The sequence below is a fragment of the Solibacillus sp. FSL R7-0682 genome (assembly GCF_038005985.1).
In the GTDB taxonomy this organism is placed as follows: Bacteria; Bacillota; Bacilli; order Bacillales_A; family Planococcaceae; genus Solibacillus.
In genome coordinates this window covers 2,258,434-2,278,609 of record NZ_JBBOUI010000001.1, presented here as the reverse complement: position 1 = coordinate 2,278,609, position 20,176 = coordinate 2,258,434, and the positions used below count along the sequence as shown (strand labels likewise).

The following is a 20,176-nucleotide window of genomic DNA, read 5'->3' as shown; positions in this document are numbered from 1 at the left end:
AAAATCTACCTATGGGTACACCATCGACTAACGCGTGATGAGCTTGGATGGATAGAAGTAACTTGATTTTGTTTTTTTACTCGAAAAAATTACCCCATGCAATACGTGGTACACTGTCAGCTGTGCTACTATGTATAGGGTGAAAAATGGTTGTAAACGATACCCAAGGAATAGTAAATTATCTACACCTTCTTTATCCTCTAAGTCCACTTCTTGTTCTACTTCTCCATTTTTCTTGAGTTTTCCTACAGAAATAAAGAAAAATCATCCACAAAAGCTGCATTACAAAAACTAAACAAATCGTAAGAGGACATTACCGTAAAAGAAGGATGAACTTTTTCATGCTCTACTACATCATCTTCACGAGTTCGACATTTCTATATATTTCATTTATTATAGCATCTCATTCCAGGTCAGCTGCATCATATATACGTTAAATATCGTAATTGAAAACTTTCGAATATTTTTGCCACTTAGGAATTACGGACTTTTTCTCAGACGTAGTTCAAAAAAGAGTTTTTTCGACTATAATAGATAAGGAATTAGATTTGGAGGTAGTTTTCATGGCAAATGAGTTAGAAAAAACATATTTAGACTTTATGCAATACATTTTGGATAATGGTATGAAGAAGGAAGATCGCACAGGTACAGGTACTGTGAGTGTATTTGGCTATCAAATGCGCTTTGATTTATCGAAAGGCTTTCCTTTATTAACAACGAAAAGGGTTCCATTTAAAAGGGTTGCGAGTGAGTTGCTTTGGTTTATTAAAGGTGATACAAACATTCGTTATTTATTACAAAATAACAATCATATTTGGGATGAATGGGCGTTTAAAAAATGGGTTGAATCCGATGAGTATACAGGTCCAGATATGACGGATTTTGGTCGTCGAGCTCTAGTAGATGATACGTTTAATGAACTATATAAAAAAGAGTTAGCAGACTTTTGTAAACGTGTGTTAGATGATGACGAATTTGCACGTAAATATGGTGATTTAGGAAATGTTTATGGCAAGCAATGGCGCAATTGGACAACTTCTGAAGGTGAATCGATTGATCAGCTACAGGATGCAATCAATCAAATTAAACATAATCCAGATTCACGTCGTATTATCGTCAATGCATGGAACCCTGAGGATGTAATTAATGCTGGTGCAAAGGGGAGTAAGGCTGCATTACCACCATGCCATGCGATGTTCCAATTTTATGTAACAAATGGAAAATTAAGCTGTATGCTTACACAACGTAGTGGCGATACATTCCTTGGCATACCATTCAATATTGCAAGTTATGCACTATTAACGCATTTAATCGCACATGAGTGTGGTTTAGAAGTAGGAGAATTTGTTCATAGTATTGGAGATGCACATATTTACTCGAATCATATTGAACAGGTGAAGGAACAGCTTTCGCGCGAGCCGAAACAATTACCAACACTTCAATTAAATACTGAAAAGAAATCGATCTTTGATTTTGAATTAGAAGATATATCGGTAGAAGGCTATGACCCTCACCCGACAATTAAAGCACCAATCGCAGTATAAGTAACTATGGAATGGAGCGAAGACGATGATTTCATTAATTGTAGCCCACGATCTTAATCGTGTCATTGGATATGAAAATGGGATGCCATGGCATTTACCAAGTGAGTTGCAGTATTTCAAAAAAATGACGATGGGTAAACCGATGATCATGGGACGGAAAACTTTCGAGTCCATTGGGCGACCATTACCAGGGAGAAGAAATATCGTTATAACGCGTAATACTAACTACAGCGCGGACGGTATTGAAGTAGTTGGAAGTTTAGATGAGGCACTACAGCTAGTTCAGGATGTACCGGAAATTATGATCATTGGTGGTGCACAAATATTTGAACAAGCCATGGCTATTGCAGATAAGCTTTATATTACGTTAATTAATCATGAATTTAACGGGGATACTTACTTCCCACAGTATGAAGAGTGGCAGCTTACATCAAGCAGTGAACCTATCAACACTGATAACGGCTATACATTCCAATATTGTATATTTGAAAAATAAAAATTAGGTGAAGCCGTTGAAAAAGACGGGTTCACCTCATTTTTTCATTCGTATTTACTAAAGTGATTGATTGTTTAGTAATAAGTATTGTGATAGAGCGGATGAGTTTTGAAGTTGGGACAATAACGTTTGATTCATTGTGTTTGCTTCGTTTTTTTGTTTGAAATAATTTGTGAGCTGTTCTACATTTTTATTCATTTGTAGTAAACGGAACTTTTCCGCTTCGCTTGGATTGTCCCCGATTTGTTCCTTATACTCAGTTGCCTTCACATTAAGTTTTTCCTTAGCTGATGCTAATAAATCCATTTGCTTTGCTTGAAAATTATTTTGTAAATAACTAGTAAACGTATTTTGCATTGCTTGCTCATCAAAGTAGCTTGTATTCCCATTAGCCGAATTTAAATAGGATGTAATGAGGGAACTATTATTTACATTGCTACTAAGTAAAGTAGATAATGCGCTAGAAGAACCAAATGAAGATAAATCTTTATACAGTGGATTCATATTTTGCTCATTTTGTTTTGATGAAAGTGCATTTAAAAAATAATTTTCGAACGAAGTTGTAGAAGTATTCGCTCCGAATACATTACTCGTTAAGTTTGAATTACTCGTTAAAATGGATTGTAAACTAGATAGATCGATTTTCATTTTTTCACCTCTATCTTTTTATCGGTTTGGGTTGTGCATTATGTAAGGTGAAATTGTGTGTAAATTTAAAAAACTACTACACAATTTGTAAAAAAAGGATTATGATTAGTGGCATCTTCAAGTCATACATAAAAGGGTGAAACAAATGAAATTATATAAAATTGCTGTTATTGAAGGAGACGGCATTGGTAAAGAGGTTGTACCTGCTGCGATTAAAGTGTTAAATGCTGTTGCGGAAATGGACAGTACCTTCAAATTTGAATGGACATACTTCCCATGGGGGTGTGACTACTATTTACAGCATGGAGAAATGATGCCACAAGATGGTATTGAAACATTAAAGCAGTATGATCAAATCTTTTTAGGGGCAGTTGGTATGCCAGAGCTTGTACCGGATCATATTTCGTTATGGGGTCTGCTTATTAAAATCCGCCGCGAAATGAAACAAGCAATTAATGTCCGACCAGCTAAACTATTAAAGGGTTTGGAGTCGCCATTAAAAAATCCAAATGGTTTTAATATTACGGTTGTTCGAGAAAATTCTGAAGGGGAGTATTCAGAGAGCGGTGGGCGCATTCATCAAGGACAAGATGAAATCGCAATGCAAAATGCCGTTTTTACTCGTAAAGCAACGGAACGTGCAATGCGCTATGCGTTTGAATTAGCAAAATCCTCTCGTGGACATGTAACAAGTGCGACGAAATCAAACGGGCTTACATACTCTATGCCGTTTTGGGATGAGGTATTTACAGAAGTGAAAAAGGATTATCCTGACATCGATACAGCGGTGAATCATATTGATGCATTAGCTGCCTTTTTCGTCATGAAACCTCATGCATTTGATGTTGTCGTTGCATCTAATTTGTTCGGGGACATTTTAACCGACTTAGGTGGTGCAATTATGGGAAGTATTGGCATCGCACCAGCTGCGAATTTAAATATTGAACGTCAATTCCCATCTATGTTTGAACCTGTCCATGGATCTGCTCCGGACATTGCTGGTAAAGGTATTGCAAATCCAATCGGACAAATTTGGACCGGCAAAATGATGCTTGACTTCCTAGGTCATCAAGAAGCAGGAAAAAAAGTGCTAGAAGCGATTGAAGCGACTCTTGAAAAGGGAATTAAGACAGGTGACATCGGTGGTCATTCAACTATGTATGAAGTCGTAGAAGAAATTTTAAACCAATTACAATAAAAAAAACGAATGCGCGGTGATTGATGACATTGCACATTCGTTTTTCGTGTTGATAGATTATAAATATGTGTATACACATGCAACCATACATCCACAACCAGCAAGTACAAATAAATGCCAAATCGCATGATTATATGGTAAACGCGTCCATGCATAAAAAATGGCACCAAACGTAAATAATAACCCACCAGCAAGTAAGAGCATAAAGCCTTCAAAAGCTAAATATGCATAAAGGGGACGGATAGCGAAAATAATTAACCAGCCCATAAGGATGTACAAAAACAAAGAAAGTTTTTCAAATCGGTGTATGAATAGGCATTTAAACACAACACCAAATAATGCGATACTCCAAATTAATATGAGCATGACAATGCCAAGTGTCCCTCCGATTGCGATTAGTAAAAATGGCGTATATGTACCAGCAATCAAAATGTAAATAGAGGAATGATCTAATATAGAAAAAACTCTTTTATATTTCTCTGGTACGCTATGTAAAAGAGTAGACATTAGAAAAAGTAAAATTAACGTTGCACCAAATATCGAAAATGCAGTCACTTGAACTGCAGAACCGTGAAGTCCTGCATAGATAATTAACAATATACAGACAGGTATACTTAAAATTAATCCAAATCCATGGGTAAGGGCATTCCATAATTCTTCTTTTGCGTTTTTATAATCAAATGCTTCAACATTTTGCATAAAATTTTTCACGCTCCTTTTGTATTTTACTATAACTAAAGGAGTATCCACTTGCGATAGTTGTTTGTCATAATGTTATACTGGGATATGTCATGTTCCAATAATGATAGATGGTCAATTTGTGGAATGACAAATGTCATATTGGTAAAAAAATTGTATTTATTTATAATAGTAAAGAAGATAGAAAAAGGATGTGTAAGCATTGGGTCAAATTCATATTGTAGCAGATTCAACTTGTGACTTAACAGATGAGGAAATTAAACAGCATGGGATTCATGTTGTTCCACTAACAGTTCAAATTAATGGTAAAACATATACAGATCGTGTAGATTTACAGCCAGACATGTTTATGGATTTAATGAAAGATGCACCTGAGCTACCAAAAAGTTCTCAGCCAGCGCCAGGCGTATTTAAGGAATTATATGACGAGTTAGGCAAAGACGGAGCCCAAGTTATTTCCATACATATGACAGGTGGGATGAGTGGGACAGTTCAATCGGCAAAGCAGGCTTCTGAAATGACCGATACAGATGTAACAGTGATTGATTCACGTTATATTGCATTCGGATTAGCTTTCCAATTACGTGAAGCGATTCGTTTACGCGATGCAGGTGCAACGGTAGAAGAGATTGTAGCAGGGGTAAATCGTGTACGTGAAAATACCCGTTTATTCGTTGTATTAGATACACTTGAAAATATGGTGAAAGGTGGACGAATTGGGAAGGGTAAGGCAGTAGTAAGCTCATTACTTAATATTAAACCAATCGGAAACCTTGATATCGGGGAAGTAACAATATGTGCGAAACCTCGTAGTCATAAACAAGTTGTGAAATTTTTAATGAGTGAATTTGAAAAAGATACTGCTGGAAAAACAGTAAAGTCAGTCGGAATCTCACATGCAAATGCTATGGACACATTAGTAAATCCATTAATTGAACAATTGCGAGCTGCAGGCTTTACAGGAAATGTTGAGGTAGCTTATACATCACCTGTAATTAGTACGCATACAGGCGAAGGTGCCATTGGATTCATGTATTATGCTGAATAAAAAATAAAAGCGAGTTGTTGATTGAGCTAAAAATAAAGCCCTTTCAACAACTCGCTTTTTTGTGTTTTCAGCAACGGAGAATAAACATTCGTTGCTGGAAACATATAATTGAATTAAATGTAATTTTTACTTGTGGCCATTCAATAAAATGATACTTACGAATGTTTACAGCGTAATTAGTACGTGATTTTTTACGTTTTTTGTCACCGTAATTGTACCATCGAAATGGTTGAAGTTTGTGCCAGTTGTATTGTCTGGTGCTGTGGTGGTGTTTTCATTTCCAATTGTAGCGTGGAATAGTACGCTTCCGAAATGGCAATAAAATACATTAAAAATAGTAAAGTCTTTGTTCAATGATTCAAAAAAATCGTTTCTCCTTTAACAAAATCTAATTATACATACGTAAAGATTTGAAAAAAGTTTCATAATTTTTATATGGGACGCAATATATATTTTTATAATGCCATAAATTAGTGTTTTTTAAGTCGTTCTATACCGCAAAACACTAAAAATAACTTATAATAGAATAATAAAGAAATGAAGGGGATATGGTATGTGGCGTTACTTACTAGCAATCATTTTAATGATGTTCTTAGCAGGGTGTTCCGTAACAATTGACCCGAATGAAGTAAATCATCAAAATGAACGGACTTCTGAGAATAATGATCAGCAACCTACTCCAACAAATGAATCGGAGCTGTCGAATGAGGAAAAATCAGATGGCATAATTGAAATGTTAGAAGGGGTTTTCAATCTTGATTGGTCATCGCGAAAAGATAGTAAATCCCAACATATTTTTTATTTAGCCCTTGGTGACTCCTTAACACGTGGTGTAGGGGATGAGTTAAGAGAGTATGGTTATACAATTCGCTTGCAAGAACAAGTAAAAAAGTGGCCAATGATTAAATCGGTTGAACTGGATAATCGAGGGAAAAATGGACGTAGAAGTGATCAACTTTTATCACTTCTTCAAAAAGGACATTATGATGAGGAAATTGCCCAAGCAAATTTAGTAACAATTACACTTGGCGGAAATGATGTCATGAAGGTCGTGAAGCGAAATTTATTTTCGTTAAAGAAAGAAATGTTTGATAAAGAATTACCGGGGTTTGAACAAAGGTATGAGGAGATACTTTCGGAAATTCGCTTAAGAAACCCAGAAGTACCGATAATAATGATAGGGTTTTATAATCCATTTTCAATCGTGGTGGATGAAATAACGGCGTTTGATCCCATTATTTCGGAATGGAATACTGTGATTGATCAAGTGGCTAGTCGTGATAATAATGCTTGCTTTGTTCCTATAGATGATTTATTTTCTTCCAATGAGGATATGGTATATCATGTAGACTTCTTTCATCCGAATGCAACAGGTTACAAGCGCATAACGAATCGAATTATTGAAAGGATGCAAACATGTGATATTGAGCAGATGTCAGATGGTTTAATTGGTTTTGAGGAGTGGGAAGATGAATAAATGGAAAGTAGCATTTTTATTATTAGCAGGCACAGTATTGTTTTTTATCGTTAGCATTTTCTATTTTGCTACGGCTGATGTCAATCAAGCATCGATAAAGGAACCGCTACCGCTAGAAGGCAATATCTTGTCTGTCGAAACGACTGCAAGAGAATTTGAGGCGATTGCCAAACAATACTTAATTGCAGCGATGGATCAATCACCGCTTCCTTTAGAACTAGTTGTGGATGATAAAATTTATTTATATAGTACGTTGACTGCATTCAATGTGGAAATTCCGATTCAGATGGATTTTAGCCCAGTCGTGAAGAATGGAAATATCATTTTAGAGCAAGAGGCAGTGCATGTAGGGAAATGGAATATTCCACCTAAAACAGTTTTAAAATTAGTTGAAGATGCCGTTGATTTCCCGACATGGATTACTGTACGTCCAAATGATGAGGAAATTTTCGTAGATTTATCTCGCATTAACATTGCAAGTGGATCACGTGTTCGGGCAAAGGAAATTGATTTGCCAAATGATAAAATTGTTTTGGAAGTAGTCATTCCAAACGAAACGAAATAGAGGAGGATATACATGACAATACAAAAAGCAACATTTGCTGGTGGCTGTTTTTGGTGTATGGTAAAACCATTTGACACACAGCCCGGCATTTTAGAGGTCATCTCAGGCTATACAGGTGGACATGTAGAAAATCCAACTTATGAGCAAGTTTGTAGTGAAACAACAGGCCATTTAGAAGCAGTACAAATCACATTTGATTCAGACATTTATCCATATGAAAAATTAGTTGAATTATACTGGACTTTAATTGATCCAACTGATGCAGATGGTCAATTTTATGATCGTGGGGAATCGTATACTACGGCGATTTTTTACCACGATGATGTACAAAAGCAAATTGCCGAACTATCGAAAGCAAAGCTAGAGGCAAGTGGAAAGTTCAATGCACCTATTGCCGTAAAGCTGTTACCTGCAAAACCTTTTTACCCAGCAGAGGAATATCATCAGCACTATTATAAAAAAAATCCGGCACATTATAACCGTTATTCTATCGGTTCAGGGCGTGTAGGATTTATTGAAAAGTATTGGGGGACAAATTCATGAATAAAGAAGAAAAATTAAAACAATTAAATGAAATGCAGTACTATGTCACACAGCAACAGGGGACAGAGCCTCCATTTCGCAACGAATACCACGATGTATTTGAAGAGGGAATTTATGTAGACATCGTTTCGGGGAAGCCATTATTCAGTTCCCTTGATAAGTTTGACGCAGGTTGTGGATGGCCGTCATTTTCAAAACCAATTGAAAAGCAGGAGGTAACAGAGCATTTTGATACATCGCATGGCATGCGTCGTGTAGAGGTGCGAAGTAAAACAGCTGATTCACATTTAGGACATGTTTTTCCTGATGGGCCACAAGAACAGGGTGGTTTACGATATTGCATAAATTCAGCTGCATTGCGCTTCATTCCAGTAGCAAAGCTCGAAGAAGAGGGCTACGGCGAATACTTAAACTTGTTTAAATAAATTGAAAAAACTTACGAAGGCTGTATGCGCACTTCGTAAGTTTTTTTGTGTGAATTTTAAATTTTAAATTCATTAACAACACTACGTAAATCGTCTGCCTGTACTGCTAGTTCAACAGCTGAGGCATTAATCTCTTCCATCGAAGCAGAACCTTGTGAAGCGGCCGCAGCACTTCGCTCTGTATTGTCAGCTGTGTTGTTGGCAATGGCAGATACGTGAATAAATGATGCGGTTACATCATGGCTATTTTTTAATGTTTCTTCAATTTGATCAACCATTTGCTTCAAAATTTCCGATGTTTTCTCTGTTTGTACTAGTATATTTTGAAGAGAATTTGTTGTTTCGTTTGTTACTTCTACACCACGGATTACTTTTCTTACACCCGTACTATTTTGTTCGATAATGGAGTTTACTTCACTTTGAATCGAACCGACAATTGTAGATACTTTGCTCGCTGCTTGTTGTGATTGCTCAGCCAATTTTCGAACTTCATCTGCAACAACTGCGAAGCCTTTCCCATGTTCACCAGCTCGGGCTGCTTCAATTGCTGCATTTAATGCTAATAAATTCGTTTGCTCGGCAATCGCTGTAATTGTTCCGATAATAGATGTAATGTCTCCAGATTTGCGACCTAAATTTTCAACGGTTGATGATGTACTAGCCATTGTCTCTTCGATTTCTAACATGACATTGGAAGATTGGACAACCGACTGACTGCCTGTTTGTGCCGCACTTTGCATTTCCACAGCAGCTTGTTGGACTTCATGTGCTTTTTCATTCAATTCGTGCATCGATTGTTCCAGCTTGTGCATATCATTTGCCGCATTCCCAATGCTCGCCATAATTTCATTACTGTCATTTGCGATGTCGAGCGTTGAATTGGCAATGGAATCGATCGAACGAGCATTATCATCTGCAAGGACGGTTAGCTCTTTTGAACTTGTCGATACATTTTCAGCAAGACCGGAAACACGTTTAATTAATGTTGAGATCGACTCAATTAAAATATTTGTCGATTCGGCGATTTGGGCAAATTCATCTTTTGTTTTAACTTGTACACGGCGGGTTAAATCCCCACCAGCCTGTGCGATATCTAAAATCGACTGATTAATCGCATATGTATTTCGGCGAATGGATTTTGATAATATGTAACCAAGAGTTATTGTGAAACTCATCGCAATTACCGCCAACACGAAAAATGATACTTTCGAAGCTAAAGCAAATGACTCTAGTTGTAAGATGGTTTCTTCATTTCTCTGCTCAAGCATTTGGATGAGCTTTGTTGTATTCTCATCAATATAGTTCTTGAAACTTTGACTCCCACTTGATATAAATAGTTTTGCCGCATTTTCATAGCCATATTTTTGACGTACTTCAATCGTCGATTTAGAATAAGATAAATAATTTGCATAAAATTGCTGGATAAGTCCAAGCGTTTTTAGCTCTTCTTCTCGGTTTTCTAACGTTGTTGTTATTGTCGTCATATTGGAATCAATAATGGATTTTGTATCGTCAAATGCTTGTAAATACTTCTCATCACCTGTAATAATATAAGTTTGTTCATAGCTTGACAGTTTAGCAATATCGTTGGCTAAATTATTAATATACATTTGTTGTTTTAAATTTTCGTCTGCAAAATCTCGGAGGCTATTTTGTAAATTTGTAATGTTGAGGTAGGATAAAATTTGCATGGCTAAAATAATACCCATTAAAATGGTGAAGCTTAAAATAATTCTCCCACGTATTAAATGTAGAAATTTAAATGAAGATTTCGGTTTCTTAAATAGTTTGTTATCTTTATGTACTTTACGTTTCTGTTTCTTTCTTTTAATCAAAAAATTCACCTAATTTCTGAAAAATCAATTTTTTAATATTCTACTACATAAATCATCCATTTGTCATAATTAATTGTAAATTTTTTAAAATAGGAGGAATAATATTGAAAAAATCATTTTATCACTATGTTCAAACGTTTAGAGGGGGAGAATGGTCTGACCAAAAGGTACGATTTGCTGAAAGTATGTTTCTCGATCATGCCTTTCCTAAAACTTCGGATGACTTTGACGAACTATCGAACTATATCGAGCTGCAATCCGATGAGTATATAACAATATCTGCGTTTGATGAATTATGGGATTTATATTCTCTGAAATATAAATAGGAAAAAAGAAAGGGCATTTTGTTTCGTGTTTTTTGGGTATACAAAATTGTAGACTAAAAATAGAAGTTATTGAAGGTTCATTAAATTTAAGTAGTTAATTTATGTAATATGCAGATTTTTTATAAAAGAAAGACGTCTAACGATTGAATATTTATGTGGAAACGATTACAATCTAGAAGAATGAAGATGAAAAGAGGTTTTATAGATGAGCGTTCATATTAATGCCAAACAGGGCGAAATTGCAGAAATCGTATTATTACCAGGAGATCCTTTACGTGCAAAATACATTGCAGAAACATTTTTAGAAGATGTTGTTCAGTACAATGAAGTACGTAACATTTTAGGCTACACAGGTACATATAAAGGAAAGCGTGTTTCTGTTCAAGGAACAGGTATGGGTGTACCATCGATTTCAATTTACGCGACAGAACTGATGCAAGAATACGGTGTACAAAAATTAATCCGTGTTGGTACTTGTGGTGCAATTCAAAAAGACGTGAAAGTACGTGACGTTATTATTGCACAAGCATCATCAACAGATTCGAACTTAAACCGTGTTATTTTCGGTGGGAACTTAGATTACGCACCAACTGCAGACTTTGATTTATTATTAAAAGCATACAATGCAGCGAAAGAAGCGAACTTAAATGTACGTGTAGGAAATATCTTCACGGCTGATATGTTCTATTCGGATGAAGCACAAAACGAAAAATTAGCACAATACGGTGTTTTAGCGGTTGAAATGGAAACATCAGCACTTTACACATTAGCTGCTAAATTTGGACGTCAAGCACTAACAGTATTAACTGTTTCTGACCACATTTTAACAGGTGAAGTAACAACTTCAGAAGAACGTCAAACTACGTTCAATGACATGATGGTAATTGCGTTAGAAGCGGCTATTCAAGAGTAGCAGTGAGGGTTTGTAAGTTATCAAAGTTTATTTTATAAAGGGACAAAAGAGACTATAAGTTTTTTGAATGCCCATCTAAAGCCTGCTAGACAAGAATTTGTTTAGTGGGCTTTTTTATTTGAATGAATTGAATAGGGAAGTTGGAAGTTGTGTCACATTTGAGCATGAGGAATCATTCGTGCAGGTTGTAATACATAGCCTGTGTTGTAGCTTTTGAATAAAGTTCGATTAAAAGTAAGTTGCAACGCTAATTTTATACAGAAAGAAACCAACTGTTTGAAACAGATTAAAATAGTTGGTTCTTTATTGATCTAGTTTGGATTGAAAATTTCGGGATATAATTATTCAATTAAAACAACCGTTAATATAAAAATCATTTTGATAAGGGCTTGTCAAAATACTCCATTACTAGTATTAATAGCCCCAAAATCGACAACAACAATCCTACAACAAATGGGAAACCTAGGAATAAACTTTCAACACTTTCATTCCCATATTGCTTTCCTCCAAAAATTGCATACCACAACTGTGAACCAGACCAACTAGTCATGCTGGGAATATATAAAGCTGCCACCACAATTATAGTTAATGTAGTAAATAATCCCCCAAACATTATAAAGCCGCCAATTACTGTCCTTTTCATTCTTTAGCCTCCAATCTATAAATTTTCCCCTTATTTTCATCCTTTTTTACTCTATCTATAAATAAACAATCTTTATTACAAAGTTACATGTGTGGTACTGAGGAATTGTGTGCGCATAACAAAAAGACTTATGTTGTATGTTTCATACGCACAAGTCCATAGAATTATGAAAAATCAATACTAGTATTCTCTTAAAAATTTTGTGCTTTTTAAGGATACCATGAAAGTTTAGAATCACTATCTAATGGTTTCGTTTTTATTTCCTCACTCAAAGTATTGAACCATTTACTTAAAATATCTGCTTTTTTTAAGTCAACAATGTCGTCATCTTCCCAAATGATATGAGAGAACCAAGCCCCTGTTGCCCATTCAAATTGTAGTTCAGCAAATGAAATTCTAGGATGGTTAGCTTGAGTGAATTTGCCATTTACTGCGATAACAACATCAGCAGCTTGAGGGAGTAACTCATTTTGAATTTTTTCTGTAATACTAGTATTTTCAAGCTCATTCCACATCTTGAGACAACCATCAACTTGGTAAAAAATATTGAAAGATGGATGTTCGCCCATATCTATTAAAATAAAGGCACGTTCTATTGTGTTGTCAGTCGCCCTAACTGCGTTTACGATAATATTTTGTGCCATTTCCACCCAAAAGTTATTTGCTTCGTCTAGTGGCGACTCTAAATAAAACTCAGATTCAAGTTCAGAAACAGCAACTTCACCTTTATTACTATCTTCTATTTTTTTAAAAAACCTCTCAAAGAATCCCATTAATTGCACATCCTCCAATATTATTTATGATAAATGATTTAAGTTATATATCCTCACAAAAAATATATATTACAAATTTTAACATATAAAAGTGTTGAATAATGTGTACGTATAGACCTAATTGAGCCTTTGAGCTTTGAGAGAGGTATCTTCACATAGATTTCTTTTTGGTGTTACATTTTTAGATATAGGAGCTATTGAGAGAACATAACAAAAGGAATTGGTATGGATGAGATTTAAACGTACAAGTCCTAAGGGGTTTCTTTATTGATGCCACTCATATTTATATAATTGATGGCTTTTGGCTTTGTATAATAAAATAATGAAGTCATTTCCATTATTGCGTCCATCATAGTAATAATAGTCATCAATTTCTGCTTTAATATCATATTGATTAAATATATCAACAATTTCTTTCGATTTTTGACGAATATCAATTGTACTTTTTTCGAATTGCGCTATTTTATTATTTACATGACTTACATCACTCGAAGTAAGTTTTGTAAAGCTTGTATTACTAAAATCAATTGGTTTTGAATAATCGAATAATGTAAACCATTCCCCATCACCATGAAAATTAGCTTCAGTTGTTAGTAAATATATAACTTCATCTGCTTTAGGTAAATTAATCCCCCAATTACTTTCGAGTACCTCATATTCATTTGGGAGAAGGCTTTTAATTAGTAAAGCACACCCTGAAAACAAAAATATAATTGCTATAAAAACCGTTATTAACCATTTTTTCATAAAATCACCTCGATTTAAAGACGAAAGTATTTTTTGGGGGTTGCATTTTGTTTATTTTTGATTGACTGATTCTATCTATAGAGAAGTCATAACATGGCAAGGACGAGTTGTTAGAAAAATGGTAAATGTGTTATTAATGAGTTTGACAATTAAATTAAAATAATCGGTAGATGCTTTATATTTTGTGAGTCAAATTTTGAAGATAAGCTATTTACTCGGTTTACTATACATTTAGGTTACAAGATTTACAATTGTATTAAATGGGTTGAGTGTTGCATTTATCGGTGGTAGATTAAGTAAGAGGGGTGTAAATATGAACGAAATAATGATTCTACCAAAACTAGATGCTCATATACAGTTCGCTAATACTTTGCATGGCCGAAGATTACGTGTACTTAAATTACAATTCCTTATAATTAAAGAAATTTCTAATGATTGGGAATCCTTGCATATTTAAGATGATACATATTGAAATAACGAGCTTGGGTCCTGAAATAGAAGAGTAGATAGCTAAAAAATTCAAAGCCTGTCACACAGTTAAAGTTATTGTGACAGGCTTTTGGCATTTATAAGATTAGTAATAGTTAGACCGTGTTTATTGTACGATTCAATAAATTTAATTTGGGGATTTTTGGTGGTTTTGTTTTGACATATAGGTCCCTCCACCTGCGAGCATAGACTCCATCTTAGATAAACACACGTTAGCGTAATAAAAGCCACTTAAAATGTAATAAAAAATGGATAATTATTTTTGTCTAAACATATTAAAAGTTCTTCTTTAAAGTAATCATTTTTTATCAGTTTTAACGCAACTTCTATGCTAAAAAAACCAACCTCTAAACTTTCTTTACTTGTTTTTAAACTTCCCTTTATCGGTGTTCCTAACCACCACATATTACATATATTTCTTTTTAATTCTTGTGAAACCCCACAAAATTCAATAATATCAATATATATTCCTGTTTCTTCTTCAACTTCTCTAATTACTGCATTCTTTATATTTTCATTCTCTTCTACAATACCACCTGGTAATTCCCAACCTCGATTAGGGTCTTTTTTTAATAAGATCCTGTTTTGATTATCAATAACTACAGCACCTGATGTAACAGTAAATTTATTCATAGAAACACCACCTACAATATCATTATTTATCTTGAACTATTACTATGCAGTTAGCCCAAAACCACTCACTTCTTTACAGATTGCGTTACCTATTTCAAGCATATTTTAGTCCACATAATCATATCTCTTGTCACTTTGATCTTATACCATATGGCACCAACTACTTGATTTTCTCCGTTGAATGCGATTAATGCAACAGCGCCATTTCTTCCCTAATCTACATGATATTTTTTTATGAGCAGAGTTTAAATAACGCTTCTTTGGTTGGATTGTTTTGCGGAATATGAATTGCTACATATAGCTTTTCCGTTAAAAAAACGACCTCACTATTTTTATAACTTCAAATGCTAAACCAGTTTAACGACTCCTAAAACTTGGGAGCCTTTCGCAATAACGATGCCTGTTCAAATGCATAAGCAAATTTGATTAAAACACCTTCACTGAAAGCAGAACTTGCAAAAGTAATTCCAAATGGTCGACCACTTTCCATATAACCTGCAGGAACAGCGATTGATGGGTAGCCCGCTTTGGCACAAAGTGTTGAACCAATGTAAGAAGGAAAAACAATTGCATCAAGTCCATATTTTTTTAATGAAAAATCAATTCCTTGTTCTTGTGAAAAATATAAATCTTCTAATTTTGCGTTTAAATACTCTGCATTCCGTAATGTATTCGGAAAGAATTTTCTACGTTCCAACTTATCCTGTCCATACTTCAATGCTTTTTCGCCAATCGTCTGATTAAATTGAATTAACTCAGAAATTGAGTGCACGGGCATATGTGCAGGTAATTGATGTAGGTAATTATCGAGACTATGTTTTAACTCATACAAAGAGACGTCCCATTTCCATTCTCTATGAAAGGAGGGGATATCAATATTTTTAATTATCGTAGCCCCTTGCTCCGTTAAAATTTGAATTGCATTGTTAAATAGTTGTTCATCATATTCTCCACATTCGTAATAATCTTTAGATCCCTTATTAAATAGACCAATTGTAGCGCCCTTTAAACCGTTTGGGTCTAAATAGCCTGTGTAATCCTGTGGTTTACTATTTTCCCCCTTATACGTGACGATATCGTTTTCATCTTTTCCTGTTAAAACCCCTAACAAAACGGCTGCATCCTTAACATTTCTTGCAAACGGCCCAGGTGTATCTTGTGAGTATGTAAAAGGAATAACACCGTCTCGACTGATTAAACCAACCGTAGGCTTTATACCGACAACTGAATTTTGAATGGCAGGGCTAAGAATAGAGCCATCTGTTTCTGTTCCGACAGATAAAACGGTAAAATTCGAGGCAACCGCTACTGCAGAACCAGAACTAGAGCCGCCAACAAACAGTGTTGGATCTCCATAAGGATTTAAGGTTTGACCTCCTCGTGCACTGTAGCCAGCCCACATTGTACTGGACATTCCATTTGCTAATTCGGTCATATTTGCCTTCCCTAATAGGATAGCACCTGCTTCACGGAGCTGTTTAACAAGAAAAGCATCCTTGCTAGCGAGATGATTTTCTAATGCAATTGTTCCTGCACTAGTATGCATTGAATCTTTTGTTTCTATATTATCCTTGAGTACAACGGGAATACCATGTAAGGGTCCTCGTGCACCTTTTAATATTCTTTCATTATCCAGTGCTTCTGCTATAAATAAGGCATCCGGATTTATTTCGAGCATTGAATTTATTTGTTTACCACTTTGATCGTATTTTGCAATCCGGGACAAATAAAACATCACTAATTCTTTTGATGTGATTTCTCCGTTATCCATAGCAACTTGTATGTCATCGATTGAAAGTTCATCTCTAAAAAATCGTTTGAAATTTATCTCCATTTTATTACCTTTCCTATGCTGTTTTATTTTTTATTTCTAATAACCAACCTCACTTCATGAATACATAAAATACTTGTGTTGAAATTGTAAACAAATTTTGGAAATAGTACAATGGAATAATTACATATACGTTACATAAAGGAGAACGAACGAAATGCCTGTTTATAATAAGCTTGTAAGAGATAAGATTTTAGAAATAATTGAAGCGGAAGGGCTGCAATATAACGCTAAGATTTTAAATGCCAGTGAGTTTAAAGATTCAGTTAAAGTAAAAATGAAGGAAGAGGCGCAAGAGTTTTATGAGGCAAAGAATATAAATGAGAGCATTGAAGAGTTGGCGGATATATTAGAGTTAGTACATGCCGCTGTAAATTTACTAGGTGTAAGTTATGAAGAATTAGATAGTATTAGAGAACAAAAGAAAGCAAAACGAGGTGGTTTTGATAAAGGAATTTATTTAATGGATGTAATTGATATATAAATCCCAGCATAATGAAAGTAACTAATTCTCCAGTGAAAACTGAAACAATTCCAACTAATAGCGTAGATAAATAGTACATTTTATCCATATGTAAAAATTTTACTCCTTTACTTGTATAGTGTATCGTAAATATATTATACTAAATAATGGTAAATATCGATATGGCTATTTTGATGAATTGTATAGAAAGAAACTTGATACAAATGATCAATATTTTTGTTTCTTCTTATTTAAATGATGTTTAAGTAATAGAAGAAGGGTATAAGTCATAGTAATCTACTGGAGAGAGGTTGGAATGATATGAAAAGGAAAATCTTTTTAGCTGCAACAAGTCTTTCATTATTGACTATTGCTGCGTGTGGGGATACAGCAACACCGACAAGTGGTGTAAAGGACGAATCAAATTTAACTTTACAGGAAGTATATAATAAGGCGATTGAGCGCCAGCAATCTTTAGAAAGCGTTCATGCAAAGCTAGAAATGAATCAAGCTACGGAATTGTCGATTGATGGTCAATCTGTCATGTTAACGTCTTCATCGAATTTAACGATGGAAATGACACAAAACCCACTCAGTTTCTATACGAATGGAACTGTTGATATGAATATGGGTGATGAGAAAGTAAGTATGCCTATGGAAATGTATATGACCGAAAAGGATGGATTTTTCTTCTATAATGGCCAAAATGAACAATGGTTGAAGCTTCCTGAAAGTCAACAAGAGCTATTATTACAACAAACGGGTGCCCAGGCAGATGCATCAGAGCAATTGGAACAATTAAAGCCATTTATTGAGGATTTTACATTTAAGCAGGATAACGATTCCTATCTATTAACATTAAGTATTGAAGGCGAAAAGTTTAAAGAATTTATTCTTTCTCAGATGAACACAAGTTTAGGTGACTTGACAGAAGTAAATGAAGAAATATATACGAATATGTCTTTTAAAGATTCAAAATATGAAATCGTTATCGAAAAAGATACGTTTGATACAAAACAGATTGATATGGATTTAACACTTTTAATGGATATAGAAGGCCAAACAACAAAGGTTGAAAGTGACACGAAAGTTGAATATTCTAAGTTTGATGAAATGGATCAAATTAAAATTCCAGATGCAGTGAAAAATAAAGCGATTTCTAGTGATTTTTAAGTATTTTAATTAGTAGTGGCGGTGTTTTTTCTTCACAATCACTACTTTTTTCTATTGTTTTGGAAATCCATTAAAAAAAATGTTGTCTGTTCTTTCCTATCGCTTTGTAAACTGCTATTATTGGTATAGTGTGAAATCAGTCAGTGTAAAATGAGAGTGGTGAAATTTAATGGATGAACAAAAAAAAGACGGGGAACAAACAGAAATGAATGAGCAACAAGTCAAAACTGAAAAGCCAGCCGGCAAGTTTTTACGCATTAAGCCATTTGCATTCATTATGTTGATTTTCCTCACAATTTTAGTGACAGTAGGGTTAACCATTTTTGCGTTAACTTTCGGTGATCAAAAAGTTGTAGAAGTAAAAGTACCTATAGAGCGTACAGAATTTAAAAAGCTATATGAAGCGTATGACGCGTTACAATCAAAATATTATGAAGATATAAATGAAGAAGATGTTGTATATGGTGCGATAAACGGTATGTTTGATGCACTAGGAGATCCTTATTCGGATTATATGAATCATGAAGAAGCTACATCGTTCAATGAAAGTTTATCTTCTAGCTTCCAAGGGATTGGCGCTGAGATTTCAGAGAGAAATGGCTATATTATGATTGTTTCACCAATTAAAAACACGCCGGCCGAAAAGGCGGGTCTACAACCAAGAGATATGGTATTAGCGGTTGATGGTCAAAGCGTAAAAGGTATGAGTTCAACAGAAGCCGTACTATTAATTCGTGGTGAAAAGGGAACGAAAGTTGTGTTAACTATTCAGCGTGGAGAAGCAGAACCAACAAATATTACAATTGTTCGTGACGATATTCCGGTTGAGACAGTGTATGGACAATTAGATGAAAGTGGTATTGCTCATTTCCAAATTACTTCATTTAGTGAGAACACAGCAAAAGAGCTTGAAAAACTTATGGCTGAGTTTGAAACAAAAGGAATGAAGGCGATCGTACTTGACGTTCGTCAAAATCCAGGTGGTTTCTTAAAAGCAGCCATTGACATTTCAAATCTATTCGTAGAGCAAGGCAAAACAATTGTACAAATTCAAGAAAAAGACAGTGAGCCAGAATTAGTCGTTGCAGAAGGCGGTAAAAAGTATCAATTACCTGTAACAGTTCTAATTGATGAAGGTAGTGCATCAGCATCTGAAATATTAGCCGGTGCTTTAAAAGAATCTTTCGGTGCAAAAATTGTTGGTTTAACTTCATTTGGTAAAGGTACAATGCAAGAAGTTATTTATCTTGAAGATGGTTCAAACTTAAAATTCACAACGGGCAAATGGTTAACGCCAAAAGGGAATTGGATTAACGAAAAAGGAATTAAACCAGACGTTGAAGTAGCATATCCTGATTATGCTTCGTTACCGTATATTGATCCAAGTCAAAAATTCGAAATCGGTGCAAATCACGTAACGATTCAAGCGGCTAAACGCATTTTAGAAGTGCTTGGATACGACCCAGGTGAAGTGAATCAAGAGTTTGATGAAAAAACTGCTGCTGCTTTAAAGGAATTCCAACAAGCGAATGAACTAGAAGCAACAGGCATTTTATCAGGCGATACAACGTACGCATTAATGGATGCAATTAGCGAAAAGCTTAAAACAGATGACCCACAAATCGTTAAAGCAAAAGAATTATTAGGTGTTAAGACTGAAGAAGCAACTTCAAATGAATAAAGCCCCTGTTACGGCAGGGAGAAAAA

At 34.9% G+C, this 20,176-nt stretch carries 21 protein-coding genes; 13 read left to right on the top strand and 8 right to left on the bottom strand.

The annotated features are described in order from the left end of the window. Positions 1-563 precede the first annotated feature (563 nt). Entirely contained in the window at positions 564-1,544 is a 981-nt protein-coding gene (locus MKZ17_RS11595; protein WP_340723892.1) for a thymidylate synthase, read from the top strand. Positions 1,545-1,569: 25 nt separating this feature from the next. Further along, on the top strand, positions 1,570-2,040 hold the full coding sequence (gene folA, locus MKZ17_RS11590; protein ID WP_340723891.1) for a type 3 dihydrofolate reductase: 471 nt from the start codon (positions 1,570-1,572) through the stop codon (positions 2,038-2,040). A 57-nt stretch (positions 2,041-2,097) separates the two neighbouring features. On the opposite strand, the gene MKZ17_RS11585 is transcribed toward folA, so the two are convergent. Next, complete coding sequence (locus MKZ17_RS11585) at positions 2,098-2,688, bottom strand: hypothetical protein (protein ID WP_340723890.1); 591 nt, start codon at positions 2,686-2,688, stop codon at positions 2,098-2,100. Between the two features lie 145 nt (positions 2,689-2,833). Between MKZ17_RS11585 and MKZ17_RS11580 the strand changes: the two genes are divergently transcribed. Next, positions 2,834-3,886: a tartrate dehydrogenase gene (locus tag MKZ17_RS11580; protein ID WP_340723889.1), complete on the top strand. Its 1,053-nt coding sequence runs from the start codon at positions 2,834-2,836 to the stop codon at positions 3,884-3,886. A 57-nt stretch (positions 3,887-3,943) separates the two neighbouring features. Here the strand turns inward: MKZ17_RS11580 and trhA are convergent, their stop codons facing one another. Next, a complete protein-coding gene (trhA, locus tag MKZ17_RS11575; protein ID WP_340723888.1) occupies positions 3,944-4,585 on the bottom strand; it encodes a PAQR family membrane homeostasis protein TrhA in 642 nt (213 codons plus the stop codon). A 202-nt stretch (positions 4,586-4,787) separates the two neighbouring features. Between trhA and MKZ17_RS11570 the strand changes: the two genes are divergently transcribed. From MKZ17_RS11570 to msrB, 5 genes are all read left to right on the top strand, one after another. Further along, entirely contained in the window at positions 4,788-5,633 is an 846-nt protein-coding gene (locus MKZ17_RS11570) for a DegV family protein (RefSeq protein ID WP_340723887.1), read from the top strand. 553 nt (positions 5,634-6,186) lie between these two features. After that, entirely contained in the window at positions 6,187-7,110 is a 924-nt protein-coding gene (locus tag MKZ17_RS11565) for a GDSL-type esterase/lipase family protein (protein WP_340723886.1), read from the top strand. Further along, positions 7,103-7,675: a YpmS family protein gene (locus MKZ17_RS11560; protein WP_340723885.1), complete on the top strand. Its 573-nt coding sequence runs from the start codon at positions 7,103-7,105 to the stop codon at positions 7,673-7,675. The genes MKZ17_RS11565 and MKZ17_RS11560 overlap by 8 nt, the downstream gene beginning before the upstream one ends. Before the next feature lie 12 nt (positions 7,676-7,687). Then, positions 7,688-8,218 carry a peptide-methionine (S)-S-oxide reductase MsrA gene (gene msrA, locus MKZ17_RS11555; RefSeq protein WP_340723884.1) on the top strand — a complete coding sequence of 177 codons (531 nt, stop codon included), beginning with the start codon at positions 7,688-7,690 and terminating at the stop codon, positions 8,216-8,218. After that, positions 8,215-8,643, top strand: a complete 429-nt coding sequence (gene msrB, locus MKZ17_RS11550; protein WP_340723883.1) for a peptide-methionine (R)-S-oxide reductase MsrB — start codon at positions 8,215-8,217, stop codon at positions 8,641-8,643. Before msrA ends, msrB begins: the two co-directional genes overlap by 4 nt. A 56-nt stretch (positions 8,644-8,699) precedes the next feature. Here msrB and MKZ17_RS11545 read toward each other — a convergent pair whose 3' ends face one another. Beyond that, positions 8,700-10,478, bottom strand: a complete 1,779-nt coding sequence (locus tag MKZ17_RS11545; RefSeq protein WP_340723882.1) for a methyl-accepting chemotaxis protein — start codon at positions 10,476-10,478, stop codon at positions 8,700-8,702. Between the two features lie 104 nt (positions 10,479-10,582). Here MKZ17_RS11545 and MKZ17_RS11540 point away from each other — a divergent pair, with 104 nt between their 5' ends. Beyond that, positions 10,583-10,804, top strand: a complete 222-nt coding sequence (locus tag MKZ17_RS11540) for a YozE family protein (protein WP_340723881.1) — start codon at positions 10,583-10,585, stop codon at positions 10,802-10,804. Between the two features lie 205 nt (positions 10,805-11,009). Then, on the top strand, positions 11,010-11,717 hold the full coding sequence (deoD, locus tag MKZ17_RS11535) for a purine-nucleoside phosphorylase (RefSeq protein ID WP_340723880.1): 708 nt from the start codon (positions 11,010-11,012) through the stop codon (positions 11,715-11,717). A gap of 373 nt (positions 11,718-12,090) precedes the next feature. On the opposite strand, the gene MKZ17_RS11530 is transcribed toward deoD, so the two are convergent. The 5 genes from MKZ17_RS11530 to MKZ17_RS11510 all read right to left on the bottom strand — a co-directional run bounded on the left by MKZ17_RS11530 (position 12,091) and on the right by MKZ17_RS11510 (position 16,836). Continuing rightward, the gene (locus tag MKZ17_RS11530) at positions 12,091-12,360 is read right to left on the bottom strand and encodes a hypothetical protein (protein WP_340723879.1); all 270 of its coding nucleotides are present in this window, start codon (positions 12,358-12,360) and stop codon (positions 12,091-12,093) included. Between the two features lie 209 nt (positions 12,361-12,569). Then, positions 12,570-13,133, bottom strand: coding sequence for a hypothetical protein (locus MKZ17_RS11525; RefSeq protein WP_340723878.1), 564 nt, complete (start codon positions 13,131-13,133; stop codon positions 12,570-12,572). 264 nt (positions 13,134-13,397) lie between these two features. Further along, on the bottom strand, positions 13,398-13,880 hold the full coding sequence (locus tag MKZ17_RS11520) for a hypothetical protein (RefSeq protein ID WP_340723877.1): 483 nt from the start codon (positions 13,878-13,880) through the stop codon (positions 13,398-13,400). Between the two features lie 720 nt (positions 13,881-14,600). Beyond that, positions 14,601-15,002 carry an NUDIX hydrolase gene (locus MKZ17_RS11515; protein WP_340723876.1) on the bottom strand — a complete coding sequence of 134 codons (402 nt, stop codon included), beginning with the start codon at positions 15,000-15,002 and terminating at the stop codon, positions 14,601-14,603. A 367-nt stretch (positions 15,003-15,369) separates the two neighbouring features. Continuing rightward, entirely contained in the window at positions 15,370-16,836 is a 1,467-nt protein-coding gene (locus MKZ17_RS11510) for an amidase family protein (RefSeq protein ID WP_340723875.1), read from the bottom strand. A gap of 154 nt (positions 16,837-16,990) precedes the next feature. Here MKZ17_RS11510 and MKZ17_RS11505 point away from each other — a divergent pair, with 154 nt between their 5' ends. From MKZ17_RS11505 to MKZ17_RS11495, 3 genes are all read left to right on the top strand, one after another. After that, positions 16,991-17,317 carry a nucleoside triphosphate pyrophosphohydrolase gene (locus tag MKZ17_RS11505; protein ID WP_340723874.1) on the top strand — a complete coding sequence of 109 codons (327 nt, stop codon included), beginning with the start codon at positions 16,991-16,993 and terminating at the stop codon, positions 17,315-17,317. Between the two features lie 300 nt (positions 17,318-17,617). Beyond that, the gene (locus MKZ17_RS11500) at positions 17,618-18,469 is read left to right on the top strand and encodes a DUF6612 family protein (protein WP_340723873.1); all 852 of its coding nucleotides are present in this window, start codon (positions 17,618-17,620) and stop codon (positions 18,467-18,469) included. A gap of 169 nt (positions 18,470-18,638) precedes the next feature. Next, complete coding sequence (locus MKZ17_RS11495; protein ID WP_340723872.1) at positions 18,639-20,150, top strand: lmo1851 family serine protease; 1,512 nt, start codon at positions 18,639-18,641, stop codon at positions 20,148-20,150. Positions 20,151-20,176: the final 26 nt, after the last annotated feature.

Coding starts and splice junctions, on each gene's coding strand:
- MKZ17_RS11580 (WP_340723889.1), top strand. CDS start 2,834: ATGAAATTATATAAAATTGCTGTTATTGAAGGAGACGGCATTGGTAAA.
- folA (WP_340723891.1), top strand. CDS start 1,570: ATGATTTCATTAATTGTAGCCCACGATCTTAATCGTGTCATTGGATAT.
- MKZ17_RS11495 (WP_340723872.1), top strand. CDS start 18,639: ATGGATGAACAAAAAAAAGACGGGGAACAAACAGAAATGAATGAGCAA.
- MKZ17_RS11520 (WP_340723877.1), bottom strand. CDS start 13,880: ATGAAAAAATGGTTAATAACGGTTTTTATAGCAATTATATTTTTGTTT.
- MKZ17_RS11505 (WP_340723874.1), top strand. CDS start 16,991: ATGCCTGTTTATAATAAGCTTGTAAGAGATAAGATTTTAGAAATAATT.
- msrA (WP_340723884.1), top strand. CDS start 7,688: ATGACAATACAAAAAGCAACATTTGCTGGTGGCTGTTTTTGGTGTATG.
- MKZ17_RS11515 (WP_340723876.1), bottom strand. CDS start 15,002: ATGAATAAATTTACTGTTACATCAGGTGCTGTAGTTATTGATAATCAA.
- MKZ17_RS11500 (WP_340723873.1), top strand. CDS start 17,618: ATGAAAAGGAAAATCTTTTTAGCTGCAACAAGTCTTTCATTATTGACT.
- deoD (WP_340723880.1), top strand. CDS start 11,010: ATGAGCGTTCATATTAATGCCAAACAGGGCGAAATTGCAGAAATCGTA.
- MKZ17_RS11525 (WP_340723878.1), bottom strand. CDS start 13,133: ATGGGATTCTTTGAGAGGTTTTTTAAAAAAATAGAAGATAGTAATAAA.
- MKZ17_RS11510 (WP_340723875.1), bottom strand. CDS start 16,836: ATGGAGATAAATTTCAAACGATTTTTTAGAGATGAACTTTCAATCGAT.
- trhA (WP_340723888.1), bottom strand. CDS start 4,585: ATGCAAAATGTTGAAGCATTTGATTATAAAAACGCAAAAGAAGAATTA.
- MKZ17_RS11560 (WP_340723885.1), top strand. CDS start 7,103: ATGAATAAATGGAAAGTAGCATTTTTATTATTAGCAGGCACAGTATTG.
- msrB (WP_340723883.1), top strand. CDS start 8,215: ATGAATAAAGAAGAAAAATTAAAACAATTAAATGAAATGCAGTACTAT.
- MKZ17_RS11595 (WP_340723892.1), top strand. CDS start 564: ATGGCAAATGAGTTAGAAAAAACATATTTAGACTTTATGCAATACATT.
- MKZ17_RS11530 (WP_340723879.1), bottom strand. CDS start 12,360: ATGAAAAGGACAGTAATTGGCGGCTTTATAATGTTTGGGGGATTATTT.
- MKZ17_RS11585 (WP_340723890.1), bottom strand. CDS start 2,688: ATGAAAATCGATCTATCTAGTTTACAATCCATTTTAACGAGTAATTCA.
- MKZ17_RS11565 (WP_340723886.1), top strand. CDS start 6,187: ATGTGGCGTTACTTACTAGCAATCATTTTAATGATGTTCTTAGCAGGG.